This window comes from Pedobacter sp. Leaf216 (assembly GCF_001421515.1).
Taxonomy (GTDB): Bacteria; Bacteroidota; Bacteroidia; order Sphingobacteriales; family Sphingobacteriaceae; genus Pedobacter.
This window is the reverse complement of sequence record NZ_LMKM01000012.1, coordinates 64523-77556: the sequence shown is the minus strand read 5'-3', so window position 1 is coordinate 77556 and position 13034 is coordinate 64523. Positions and strand designations below refer to the sequence as shown.

Here is a 13034-nt window from a genome sequence, read left to right as displayed (position 1 = left end):
CATCAGATCGTCTAAAACCGGAGCTTAAGTTTTGATATAATAAGGAATAGCAGAAGCGAAAAGATTATAGAGATTGTAGTCTCGACGCTTCAAATCCTTAATATTAAGTTTCCAGATTACCTTTTTATGGGAAATTAGCTTAAGTTTGCAATCAAAATTTTTCGACTTAATGCCGGGAATCGAACAGATAAAAACACCTATTGCTGCTGATATTAAAGCGTTTGAAAAAACCTTTAAAGAGTCTATGCATAGCGACGCACCGTTGCTGGATAGGATTACCCATTATATAGTGAAGCAAAAAGGCAAGCAAATGCGACCGATGTTCGTGTTTTTTGCGGCTAAACTATGCGGTGGAATAACAGAATCGACGCATCGTGGCGCAGCCTTGGTAGAGCTTTTACATACGGCAACCTTGGTGCATGATGATGTGGTAGACAATGCGTACGAGCGTCGTGGCTTTTTCTCCATTAACGCCTTATGGAAAAATAAGATTGCAGTTTTAGTTGGCGATTATTTGCTGGCCAAAGGATTATTACTTTCAGTAAACAATAACGAGCACAGATTGTTACAAATTGTATCAGAAGCAGTTAAACAAATGAGTGAGGGAGAATTGTTGCAGGTGGAAAAAGTGCGAAGGATGGATATTTCGGAGGATTTATACTTTGATGTAATCCGGCAGAAAACAGCTTCTTTAATTGCTTCCTGTTGTGCTGCAGGGGCCGCTTCGGCAGGTGCTGATGATGAAACAATTGAGAAAATGCGCCTTTTTGGTGAAAAAGTAGGAATTGCCTTTCAAATTAAAGATGATACTTTCGATTTCGGAACGGATGATGTGGGTAAGCCTTTGGGGATTGATATTAAAGAAAAAAAAGTAACATTGCCTTTAATATATGCATTAAACAAATCTGATAAAACAGAACGGAAACGGATCATCAACCTGGTGAAAAACCATCAGGATGACCCGGTTAAAATTCAACAGATTATTGATTTTGTAAATGCTAATGAAGGTGTATTTTATGCCAATCAAAAAATGCTGGAATACCAGAAAGATGCATTTGATATTTTGCACAGTTTTGAAGCAGGCGAGGCACGCACTGGTTTAGAACAGCTTGTATTGTACACCACTGAACGTAAAAAATAATGGGTAACGAATTACTTTTTAGCTTAGGTTTTCTACTATTTATTGTACTTGTTCTTGCTTTAGACCTTGGTCTTTTTAGCAGGAAAGAGCATGTAGTAAGTTTAAAACAAGCTGGAGTAATGAGTTTGATTATGGTGGCCCTGGCCATTGGCTTTTACTTTATCCTTTTAACTGAGGGGCACCAACTGCACGGAATCAAAGATTTTGCACACCTTCAGGAAATTGTAACCAAACATCAGCATCATATTAAATTAATCCCAGGCGATTTTGATGGCAGTTTAGCCGTTTACAAACAAAATCTTGGTTTGGAGTTTTTAACCGGTTATGTAATTGAATATGCACTCTCGGTCGATAATATTTTTGTAATTGTTCTCGTTTTTTCTGCTTTTGCTGTAGAAGAAAAATATTATCATCGTGTATTATTCTGGGGTATTTTGGGTGCAATTGTAATGCGCTTTATCTTTATTTTTGTTGGTGCAGCACTGATTACAAAATTTGCCTGGATACTTTATATTTTCGGTGCTTTTCTGGTATTTACTGGTGTTAAAATGTTTTTCAGCAAGCAGGAAGATGATAAAATAGATCCTGAAAATCATCCTGTTGTAAAATGGGCATCAAAAATATTTTCAATTCACCCTAAGTACGAAGGAAAGAAGTTTTTTGTAAAAATTGACCATAAAACATTGGTTACACCACTATTTTTAGTGTTGTTGATTGTCGAGTTTACCGATCTTCTATTCGCTGTGGATTCCATTCCGGCTATTTTTGCAGTAACAAAAGATCCTTATATCGTATTTTTCTCTAATATTTTCGCTATCATGGGTTTGCGGTCTATGTTTTTCCTGCTGGTGAATATTATTCATAAATTTCATTATTTAAAAACTGGTTTGGCTATTTTACTGGCATTTATCGGCGTTAAAATGTTGGGTCACGTGTATTTGGAGAAATGGGGTTTTACTACCGAACACTCACTTATAGTGATTTTAAGCATACTCGTAATCAGTATTGTGGCTTCATTGGTTTTCCCTAAGAAAAAGGCAGATATTGCAAAATAATCTTTTGCATTGGATGATTCAGTCTTTATCGTCCCCTTGAAATTATTCCAGTGTCTTTTAAAACCTGTAATACTTTAAAATAGTGGATTGATACTTCGAAACAACGAACCATTAGCGTAACACCTTATCCAAAGCAAAATATACGTTACAGCTAGCAATCTCTGGCTAAAATTTGTACTTTCAGCAACTAAACTACTATTCTTAATGAAATATTTTTTCTCCACTGCACTTCTTTGTGCCGCTTTTGTTGCAAATGCCCAGGATAAATTCGGCGATGTTTTTGCCAAGATCAATACAGATGTACAACAGCATTCAAAAGCCTACGAAACGCTTAAATATGAAACCGAAACGATTGGCCACCGTTTAACTGGCTCTACAAATGGGGCAAAGGCTGAGCAATATGCTTTCGATTTATTAAAATCATACGGCTGTGAAGTAAAGTTTCAACCTTTTGAAGTGGAAAGCTGGGCTAGAAAAGCCATTAGTGTAGAAATTGGTACAGATAAAAATAATCTGACTAAGGTTAAAGCCGTTACACTTGCGCATTCGCCAGTGAGTGCAGATGTTACTGGCGAAATTGTTGATGCTGGTAATGGATTAGAGGCAGATTATCAAGCCAATCCAGATAAGTTTAAAGGTAAAATTGCGTTAATTTATCTTGGTGTTTTGCCAGGTTCTCCGGCAGGAACAAAAACACTGCATCGCTCAGAAAAAACTGCCATTGCAACTAAATATGGTGCAATAGGAGTTATTATAATTAACACTGTAAAAGATGGAGTACTGTTAACAGGAACCGCTTCTGTAACGGGTAAATTAATTCCTATTCCGGCTATTTGTATTGGTTTGGAAGATGGTATGGCGTTGAAAACGAAAATTAAATCACAAAATCAGATTGCGCATATCGCCATGACTAATTTCTCTGGTTTAATTAAAGCGAGAAACGTAGTGGCTACTTTTAAGGGAACCGAGTTGCCCAAAGATAAAATTGTAGTTGGCGGGCATTTAGATAGCTGGGACTTGGCAACTGGTGCAATTGACAATGGAATCGGTTCTTTTGCCATTATGGATATGGCACGTACGTTTAAAAAACTGAATTTAAAAACAAAGCGTACTGTAGAATTCGTTCTTTTTATGGGCGAGGAGCAGGGTTTATTAGGTTCTAAAGCGTATATCGATCAGGCTAAAAAGGATAAAACCTTAAATCAGGTGAAATTTATGCTGAATTATGATATGACTAACGACCCGAAGGGTTTTTCTACCTCAAGAGCAGAAATGAAAGATTTGTTTACCGCCTGGGGTGCTGATATTGTAAAAATTGATACGGGTTTTAAAAACATGTTTAATGCAGGTGCAGGATTACATAGCGATCATCAACCATTTATGTTGGAAGGCATTCCTACAGGTGGTGGTTTTGGTGGTAAATTGCCAAACAATTCTGGCCCATTTTACCATTCAGATGGTGATAGTTTTAAGCTGGTTGATGAGCAGGAACTTAAAAATACGGTGCGTTATAGTGCGATGTTAACATATGCTTTAGCCAATACATCAAAAATTCCTGTTGGTGTTCAGGGCGAAGAAGAATTGAAGACTTTTTTAGAATCTCAAAACCTTAAAGAACCTTTAACCATCGCCGGTGAGTGGAGATGGAAATAGCCTAGGGATAGATGCACAGATTATAGTCTTCATTGGTATAAAATAATTCGTCATTTCGACCGTGGTGTTCCAAAGGAACTCCTTCGGGGAGAAATTTTTGTGAGAACTGCCTTAAAAGATTTCTCGACTTCGCTGCGCTGCACTCGAAATGACGGAAATAATTCTAGAGTCGTCGTTTCGACTGAAGCTCATTACACTTCATCGGTAGCGGAGAGTAGTAGTAGAAGATTGAGTAAACCAGGTATCTCACCAACCAGTGCTATCCGCTAATATAGCTTTCCAATTGCGAAATGGTTTGCTTTTGATCGGCGATGATGAATTTAACCACATCGCCGATTGAAACCATTCCTTTTACCTCGTTATTTTCTACTACTGGTAAATGACGGATGTGTTTATCGGTCATCAGCTCCATGCAATAATCAATTGTATCGCTTAAATTTATGGTAATCGGACTGGCCGTCATGGCTTCTTTAATCAATGTATCTTTTGATGATTTGCCCTGAAGAATGATTTTTCTGGCATAATCGCGTTCTGTAAAAATGCCCTTAAGCAAGTCATTTTTCATTACCAATACGGCACTGATATTCTTTTCAGTCATTACTTTTAAAGCATCCAAAACGGATATATTTTCTGATACCGAGATAATCCTTACCTGTTTGGTATCCAATAAATGTTTTACGCTCTTCATAACAGTTATTTTGGTTATAACAATTTAAGAAATAATTACCTGTAAATCAAAGTTTTATTTTGATGTTTTGGAGACTTAAAAAGAAGTCAAGTTTTTGATGTACACCTTGCCATGTCAACTTGACTTCTTTGAGGCATATACGGTAGAACCGGATTAATCTCAACCTACAAAATTGGTAGCTTCCGTTTCCTGATCGGTGTTATAATGGATGGACAGCCCTATCAGTGCTGCTGGTCTTGCTTTTCAAATTACATTTTATCCAACTAATAATAAATACTTATCAATTTTTAAGTGGTTTTGCATCTATAGTAGTTTGCAGAGAACCGTTGGACGAATTCTTGGCTGAAGCTAGAAGTCCTGTTGTAATTTTACCAACTGAGAAAGCTCTCCTGATAACACAATTAAATCTTAATCTTGAAGCTGTAAAATTAGAGGTCCAAGTAAGCTTCAAATCTTTGACAGACCCATTTTTGTCGAAATCTAATTGTTCCCCAACACCAAGATCGCTACCAGAAATTTTCTCGGTTTGAGTTGTTCCGTCTGGTTTGGTAAAACTTATTTCAGCTTCGAAATTTTCAGGCAGTGCTGTTGGTTGTACCCAGTTGTTTTGTCCATCAAGGTATCCAACTTGAACTTCGTAAGCTATAGTTACATAACTTGATTCGTACGGATATTTTTTGCAGCCGAATAGAGAAACTGCAACTAAGAGGGGCGTTATTATTTTTTTCACTACCAAAATTAGTCATAAATTACTAGCTAATCCAAAGCTGACTAGGAATTCATTATCGATTCTTCCGATTCTTTTTAGATTGCCATTTGTCATAATTAGTTGTAAATCAATTTTTGTTTTAGGTTATTTTCAGCATTACAAACAACGCACAGTTTTATAATCTAAACCTAAGGAACAGAGTAATAGTGCAGCACTGCTATTAAGGTTTTATATATTCAAAGCTCATATATTTTTAAGTACATACAAACCTAAGGAACGAGAATTACAGCCTCAGCCCCGATTTTACATTGGGATTCATCGGAACTAGAATGTGTGGCAGGACCAGAGCAGAACTCACAACAGCAGGATTTTCTTTTCAAAAAATAGCTAAGATATGAGGTTTTGAAGCTTGTGCAGAGAAAATAGAATTACTATTTTACAATCTGTAAACCCGCTTGCTCTTTTAATTATTTGGCTTTCACAAAGCTATGCCGTAACTTTGCATTACATTTAAAAACAAATAATTATGTCATCAGTAGAGACAACTTATATCCCTTACAAAGTTAAGGACATTTCACTGGCAGAATGGGGCCGTAAAGAAATCGAATTAGCCGAAGCAGAAATGCCAGGTTTAATGAGTTTACGTAAAGAATTCGGTCCAACACAACCGCTTAAAGGTGCGCGCATTGCAGGTTGTCTGCACATGACCATCCAAACGGCTGTATTAATCGAAACATTAACTGCACTAGGTGCTGAGGTTACCTGGTCATCTTGCAATATTTTTTCAACACAAGATCATGCTGCTGCTGCAATTGCTGCTGCTGGTATTCAGGTTTACGCCTGGAAAGGCTTAAACGAAGAAGAATTCGACTGGTGTATTGAGCAAACTTTACACTTCGGTCCGGAGCAACAGCCATTAAATATGATTTTAGATGATGGTGGCGATTTAACCAATATGGTTTTTGATAAATATCCTGAGCTAATTGCAGCAATTAAAGGTTTATCAGAAGAAACTACAACTGGTGTTCACCGTTTGTACGAAAGAATGAAAAACGGAACCTTGCACGTGCCTGCAATTAACGTTAACGATTCAGTTACTAAATCAAAATTCGATAACAAATATGGCTGTCGCGAATCATTGGTTGATGCGATCCGTCGTGCTACCGATGTTATGATGGCTGGTAAAGTTGCTGTTGTTTGTGGTTATGGTGATGTGGGTAAAGGATCTGCAGAATCATTAAGCTCACAAGGTGTACGTGTAATTGTAACCGAAATTGATCCAATCTGTGCTTTGCAGGCTGCAATGGAAGGTTACGAAGTTAAACGTTTAGATACTGCAATTAAAGAAGCTGATATCGTGGTAACAACTACGGGTAACTGTGATATTGTTCGCGAAAAACATTTCCGTGCATTAAAAGATAAAGCTATTGTTTGTAACATCGGTCACTTTGATAATGAAATTGATATGGCTTGGTTAAATGGCAATTATGGCGATACCAAAGTGGAAATTAAACCACAAGTTGATAAATATACTATCGACGGTAAAGATGTAATTGTGCTTGCTGAAGGTCGTTTGGTAAACTTAGGTTGCGCAACTGGTCACCCAAGTTTCGTAATGAGTAACTCATTCACTAACCAAACTTTAGCTCAATTGGAACTTTGGACGAACACTGCAGCTTACGAAAACAAAGTGTATACTTTACCTAAACACTTAGATGAAAAAGTTGCCCGTTTGCACTTAGAAAAAATTGGTGTAGAGTTAGATGTTTTAGATCAACATCAGGCTGATTATATCGGCGTACCGGTTGAAGGTCCTTTCAAAGCAGATACATACAGGTACTAATTCAGTTTACAGTTTTTAGTTAGCAGTTAACTGAAGATTGATAACATAAGAGGGATATGCAAATAGCATATCCCTTTTTTTTATTGCTTTCTCATAGAGGGGTATTGGAACGACAGCGTATTCTAATGTGGCAAGTGATTTTTATTGAAAATTAGAAAAGGTTGGTTCCTGTTCTCTTCGGAGGGTTTCAGTCCTGCTGTCCACTTTATCCCGATGGAAGAATCGGGATGTCCGTTTCCATCAGGTTTATTTTACACAGGTATCTGGTTCTTTTGCTGTTGAAAACTTACATTTGAAAAAAGAATTTATAATGAAAAAGTTAATGTTTGTTTTAGTGCTTGTTGTATCTGCATTTTCTGCGAATGCCCAAACCAATCCTCAAAAAGCTGCGACTGCAAAAGTGGTAACCAAAAAGGTGGTTGATATTGCCTGTGGCGAATGCCAGTTTAAAATGAAAGGTAAAGATTGTGAATTGGCCGTGAAAATAGATGGTAAACCTTATTTTGTTGATGGTAAAGGTATTGATGATTTTGGCGATGCACATGGTGAACATGGTTTTTGCAATGCCGTAAGTAAAGCAGAAGTTTCCGGCGAAATTGTGAATAACCGATTTAAAGCAAAAGAAATAAAGTTATTGCCGGTTAAGAGGTAGTTTTACCGCAAAGAAATCAAAGTTTTTCGCAAAGAGCCGCTAAGTCTGATTTAAAAACGGTCTGAACCCAACCTTGTGTTCTTTGTGCGTTTGTGGTCAATTTATTGTGCTATCTTTGTGAACTCTGCGCCTTTCTTAGCGCCCTTTGCGGTTAAAAATTCGATAAATTATTCAAATTCCTTTTCCAGTCCCTGCCTCAAATCGAAAAGCAGCCATTGTTTGCTTTTCACATCAGCCTGTTTGGTTTTCAATAACTGAATAAAATCTTTTACGCCAATTTCTTCATTGCCATTGCCATGAATCAATACAATAATACCAGCATTAGGCTGTTGTCCTTTTGCAAGCCAGGCATCGCTTCCTACAGGAATTAAACCATAAGCTTCAATTTTTTCTACAATTGTTTTATCCGACACCAAGCCAGGGAAACGAAAAAAAACAGAGGGTATCAAACCATTTTTTAGCATCAGTTTTTCATTCTCCAATACCTCTACATCTAAATTTGTTCCTGGTGCCAATAAAAAGTTTTCGGCCAAAGGCAGTTTATTCACTTCATGATTATAGGTATGGTTTACCCAGGTAATGTTAAGTTCCTTTTTCTCTACCAGGCTTTTTAACCAGTTCAGGTCATCCTGGTGTTTTAACATCCACTTGCCAGAAACTGAAACAGCTAAGGGAGCAGGTTGCTCGGTCTTTTTAAATTCATCAAAAATAGATTGAAAAATGATTCTGTCTAGCGCTTTATGTGATGGACAAAGGTCGATGGTTAAGGTAATTCCTTTTTCGTTTGGGATGGCATGATCAATTCCCGCATTTTGAAGTTGTATATCCTTGGCAGCAGCGGCTTCTATAGCCTTTATGTAAGCTGTATTTTTAAAAATTGCCAGCACATTTGAGTATTGCAAACTGTTTGTGGTGTAATTACTAGCCAGATCTACTTTGGTATCTAAAGTTTCAGGATTTACCAGTAATAAATATTTTTGACTGTTTGCAGTAAAGCTTCTGAATGTGATCAGTTTTTCTGTACCACTGTTGGCGAGAGCAAAATTTACTTTATAGCGTTTTATATGATTAAAGTTTTGTGCAAAAATTTTAACCTCGAAAAAACAAATTGATATGATGATGAGCAGCAGTGATTTAGATAATTTCATAATTCCTTATTTAAAATCTTTCTAATTTAATGCAAATCATTTATCTTTACAAGTATCCCATGAACAAAGAGAAAGTAAAATTATGGTTTAAAAGGGTAGGCCTGGTCGGGTTTCTTTTTTTCCTGATTAAAGGATTAATATGGCTTGTTGTATTCTATTTTATCGGCAAAAACGTCACTTAAATAGTTCTTTGATTATTAGTCATTGACTCATTTAGCCGTCCGAGTTTTAAAATTAAGTCGCCATTCTGAAATTGTCAGCATGAATAGTCAATTCAAAATCTGTTACTTAAAAGTAAAGAGCATATTTGCTAAAAAATTCCACACGAAAACAATCACAATTGCGAAAAATTTGGCAACATAAAAGTTGGTTCCGTTTTTACGCTGGTGAAAAAGATAAATGATAAAAGTATTTAATCCTAAACCGATTAAACTCACTACCAAAAACTTACTAAATTCAGTTGCCCAGTGGATATTGGTGCTCTCGAATGTCCAAACCCGGTTAATAAGGTAATTATTGGTTACCGCGAGCGAGAAACCTATTGCATTTGCAATGTATTTATTTATTTTAATCTTCTCCTTGCATAACCAGGTGGCACCGAAATCGATTGCCATTCCCAGGAAACCTGTCAGGCCAAATTTTAAGATCCGGAAGAATAAATCCATTTTTAATGTATTTTAACCAAATAAAAGTGCTCTAAAACCTCATAACGGGTTTTATTATTTAAAAATCTCCCCGTCAGTTTGGTCGTATGAAAGTATTCAAACGATTTAAGCACTTCAGCATTGTACTCTTTTTTAAGCTTTGGCAATTCTTGTTCTGAAATGTATATCACTAAATCTTTCAAGTGCTTTGATTGGTCGAGATCATTGTAATTGTGCAGATACTTTACTTCTCCGGGTGCGTAAAAATCAAAAGAAAATGCATCTATATAATTTAATACTGCAGGCTTAGCGGTAGGATAGTTTTGTTTTAACCAATTGCCGGCCTGCATACCCGATTGATACTTTAACAACGCAGGATAGAAAAAAACAAACAGAAAGATCATTAAGCCAACTGATAAAAAAGCACTTCTGGCGATTATTGTTTCTAATAGTACGCCTTTAAATAACAAAAATGCCAAGGCTAAAATAACAATCAGAATCCCTATGATTAAATACGGACTTTCGAAACCAAAAATATATGTCAGCGCAGAAAGCAAAGCAATAACCAAAATAAAAATAATGTTCTGGATAATGAAGAAGGTTTTTAAGCCTTTGCTGCTAAGCTTCCTTAAGTAAAGTGCTGTTATTATTGAAAATTGTGGGAAAATGATCAGAATATAATGGGGCAGTTGAAATTTGGATAACGAAAAAATAAGGAAGGTTACTGCTGCACTTGCCCAAATTATAATGCTTTCCGGAGCCAAGGCAATTCTGTTCTTCTTATTGAAGAGATTTACAACAGCAGTATAAAATAATACAGACCAGGGCAGAAACGCCCAAAGCGTAGTGTGTAGAAAAAATGAAATATCTCCTTTTCCTTTAATTGGCCCATTGTTAAAAAAACGCCCAAACTGACTATCCCAGAAAAAGAATTTTAAACCTGAAACGCCAGTTCTTTCAAAAACAACTTTTTCAGGATGAAGGTCAAATTGTGTGTAAAGCGAATATAGCTCTGGCGTAATGAAAACAAGAATCAGCAAGATGGCGATATACCATTTCGGTTTTATAAGTTGCTTGTATTGTTTGGTAAAAAGCCAGTAAATTATAAAGCCTGCAAAAACCGGAATCAGCACAAAAATACCTTTAATCAGTATTGCGCAGGCTGCGAAAAATGAACCTGCTACAATGTGCCAAAAAGAGTTTTGGTGTGCTTTATAATAATGATAAATTGAAGCTAAGGTAAAAGTGGTAATGTAAATTTCGGCCCTTACATCAAAAGTAGAAGTGATGATGTGTAAGGCACTCATAAAAATCAACGCGCTGATTAATCCTGTTTTTTCATCATATATATCTTTAGCTAACCGGTATAAATACCCTGCGCCAAGTAAACCGAATAAAAATGAAGGCAATTTATAAGCAAATGACGAAATCCCAAAAATTTTAAAAAACGCGGCTGAAATCCAAAAGGTGAGGTGAGGTTTATCCAGCCAATCTGCACCACGGCCATAAAGGTTAAGCCAATCTTTATATAAGATGATGTTTTTTGACATAGAAGCATATAATGCTCCATCGGGTTCCATTACGCCACCAAAAAGTGCCGGAATACTTGCAATTGCGAGTAAAACGATCAGAAGTTTATATAGCGTTGTATCTTTTATGTTCATTTGCAAGAAGCAAATATGAGCAAAAAAAAGTCAAATTTTTTTAAGGTTTAAGATTAACAAGGGCAAAGCCTTATCTTTGCTTTATGACAAAGTTATCGGTTAATATCAATAAAATTGCTACACTTCGCAATAGTCGCGGAGGTAATAATCCTGATTTAGTTAAAGTTGCGTTGGATTGTGAGCGTTTTGGTGCACAGGGAATTACTGTACATCCACGACCTGATGAACGCCATATCCGTTATCAGGATGTTTACGATTTAAAAGCTGTTATTGCTACAGAATTTAATATTGAAGGCAATTGTAAAGAGGATAAATTTGTTGATTTGGTTTTGGCCAATAAACCTGCTCAGGTTACCTTGGTGCCTGACGCCGAAGGTCAGATTACTTCAAATCATGGTTGGGATACCATTAAACATAAAGATTACCTTAAAGAAATGGTTGCTGTTTTTCAAAAAGAAGGCATCCGCGTTTCTATTTTTGTAGATCCCTTGGTAGAGATGGTTGAAGGAGCAGTAGAAACCGGCACAGATCGTATTGAATTGTACACCGAAGCTTATGCGCACAATTATTATGCAGACCGCGAAAAGGCAGTTGTAAATTACATTGCTGCAGCGCATCATGCCAATACTTTAGGTTTGGGTATTAACGCTGGTCATGATCTGGATTTACATAATCTGCATTATTTTGCGCAAAGCATCCCCGGATTATTGGAAGTTTCTATCGGTCATGCTTTAATTAGCGATGCACTATATCTAGGTTTAGAACCTACCATTCAGAAATATTTACAACAATTGGTTTAGTTTTTAACCGCAATACTGCAAAGAAAAGGGGCGCAAAGAACGCGAAGCCTGGTATATCGATTTAATTAATCTTTCTGATGCTTCGCTAAAATCTTATTGTCCTTTGCGGTTAAATATATAATTTATGTTAAAAGGAATTCTCCTTGTTTTTTTTGGTGCCTGTAGCTTTGGTATCCTCTCTACTTTCGTAAAACTGGCTTATCATGAAGGTTATACGCTGGGTGATGTTACTGGTGCCCAGGCTTTTTTTGGAACGGTAATTTTATGGATCTTGTTTTTTTTTCAAAGCAGAACAGCTGGTTACAAAACGAAAATAATTACAAATAAAACACCCTGGTGGAAAATGTTGCTGGCAGGAACGTGCACCGGTTTAGTCAGTATTTTTTATTACCAATGCGTAAAACTTGTGCCAAATTCAGTAGCCATTATCTTATTGATGCAGTTTATCTGGATGAGTATTTTAATGGAATTCCTCATTTTTAAAAAGAAACCCACAGCATTACAGCTTTTGGCCATTGTTTTGGTTTTGGGTGGAACAGTTTTAGCGAGCGGAATGGTAGAAAGCAGTATCGGGAGTATGAACATTAAGGGGATTGGCTTCGGTTTGTTGGCCGCAATATGTTACGCAGGTTTTTTATTGCTTAGCGGAAGAATTGGAAATGAATATCCTGCGCTTCATAAAAGTGCTTTAATGATTACCGGAGCTTGCATTTTGATTTTCATTATTTTTCCACCAGCGTTTTTGTTTAATGGCGCTTTGGGCGGGAGCCTATTGAAGTGGGGATTAATAATTTCAGTTTTTGGAACAGTAATTCCGCCTTTATTTTATGCAGAAGGTGTGCCTAGAATCGGGACAGTCATTAGCTCAATATTAAGTGCGGCAGAATTGCCTGTGGCCGTTATGATGGCTGGTTTTGTGCTTCAAGAGCAGGTATCATTTTTAAGATGGGTTGGTGTTGTGGTGATTCTATCGGCGATGATTTTACCGAATTTAAAATACCTAAAACGGACTTAGGTCTGCTTTTACCGCAAAGCCC

At 36.8% G+C, this 13034-nt stretch carries 12 protein-coding genes; 7 read left to right on the top strand and 5 right to left on the bottom strand.

The genetic code is table 11. The features are described 5' to 3' along the window. Positions 1 to 169: 169 nt before the first annotated feature. The 3 genes from ASE74_RS10115 to ASE74_RS10105 all read left to right on the top strand — a co-directional run bounded on the left by ASE74_RS10115 (position 170) and on the right by ASE74_RS10105 (position 3849). Positions 170 to 1141 (top strand): polyprenyl synthetase family protein, encoded by a 972-nt coding sequence (locus ASE74_RS10115; protein WP_055908076.1) that lies wholly within the window; start codon positions 170 to 172, stop codon positions 1139 to 1141. Beyond that, positions 1141 to 2196, top strand: coding sequence for a TerC family protein (locus ASE74_RS10110; protein ID WP_055908074.1), 1056 nt, complete (start codon positions 1141 to 1143; stop codon positions 2194 to 2196). Before ASE74_RS10115 ends, ASE74_RS10110 begins: the two co-directional genes overlap by 1 nt. 204 nt (positions 2197 to 2400) lie before the next feature. After that, a complete protein-coding gene (locus ASE74_RS10105; RefSeq protein ID WP_055908071.1) occupies positions 2401 to 3849 on the top strand; it encodes a M20/M25/M40 family metallo-hydrolase in 1449 nt (482 codons plus the stop codon). Between the two features lie 259 nt (positions 3850 to 4108). Here the strand turns inward: ASE74_RS10105 and ASE74_RS10100 are convergent, their stop codons facing one another. Beyond that, complete coding sequence (locus ASE74_RS10100; protein WP_055908068.1) at positions 4109 to 4537, bottom strand: CBS domain-containing protein; 429 nt, start codon at positions 4535 to 4537, stop codon at positions 4109 to 4111. Positions 4538 to 4817: 280 nt separating this feature from the next. Beyond that, a complete protein-coding gene (locus ASE74_RS10095) occupies positions 4818 to 5267 on the bottom strand; it encodes a hypothetical protein (protein ID WP_157255398.1) in 450 nt (149 codons plus the stop codon). A 505-nt stretch (positions 5268 to 5772) separates the two neighbouring features. Between ASE74_RS10095 and ahcY the strand changes: the two genes are divergently transcribed. Together ahcY and ASE74_RS10085 are read left to right on the top strand one after the other, a co-directional pair. Beyond that, positions 5773 to 7089, top strand: coding sequence for an adenosylhomocysteinase (gene ahcY, locus ASE74_RS10090; protein ID WP_055908063.1), 1317 nt, complete (start codon positions 5773 to 5775; stop codon positions 7087 to 7089). Between the two features lie 310 nt (positions 7090 to 7399). Beyond that, positions 7400 to 7741 carry a DUF6370 family protein gene (locus ASE74_RS10085; RefSeq protein WP_055908060.1) on the top strand — a complete coding sequence of 114 codons (342 nt, stop codon included), beginning with the start codon at positions 7400 to 7402 and terminating at the stop codon, positions 7739 to 7741. A 167-nt stretch (positions 7742 to 7908) separates the two neighbouring features. On the opposite strand, the gene ASE74_RS10080 is transcribed toward ASE74_RS10085, so the two are convergent. The 3 genes from ASE74_RS10080 to ASE74_RS10070 all read right to left on the bottom strand — a co-directional run bounded on the left by ASE74_RS10080 (position 7909) and on the right by ASE74_RS10070 (position 11197). Next, a complete protein-coding gene (locus ASE74_RS10080; protein WP_055908058.1) occupies positions 7909 to 8889 on the bottom strand; it encodes a hypothetical protein in 981 nt (326 codons plus the stop codon). Positions 8890 to 9173: 284 nt separating this feature from the next. Further along, entirely contained in the window at positions 9174 to 9554 is a 381-nt protein-coding gene (locus ASE74_RS10075) for a GtrA family protein (protein ID WP_055908055.1), read from the bottom strand. A 2-nt stretch (positions 9555 to 9556) separates the two neighbouring features. Further along, positions 9557 to 11197, bottom strand: a complete 1641-nt coding sequence (locus tag ASE74_RS10070) for a glycosyltransferase family 39 protein (protein WP_055908052.1) — start codon at positions 11195 to 11197, stop codon at positions 9557 to 9559. Positions 11198 to 11280: 83 nt separating this feature from the next. Between ASE74_RS10070 and ASE74_RS10065 the strand changes: the two genes are divergently transcribed. After that, positions 11281 to 11997 carry a pyridoxine 5'-phosphate synthase gene (locus ASE74_RS10065; protein WP_055908051.1) on the top strand — a complete coding sequence of 239 codons (717 nt, stop codon included), beginning with the start codon at positions 11281 to 11283 and terminating at the stop codon, positions 11995 to 11997. Between the two features lie 124 nt (positions 11998 to 12121). Continuing rightward, entirely contained in the window at positions 12122 to 13012 is an 891-nt protein-coding gene (locus ASE74_RS10060) for a DMT family transporter (protein WP_055908048.1), read from the top strand. The last annotated feature ends 22 nt before the right edge of the window (positions 13013 to 13034 follow it).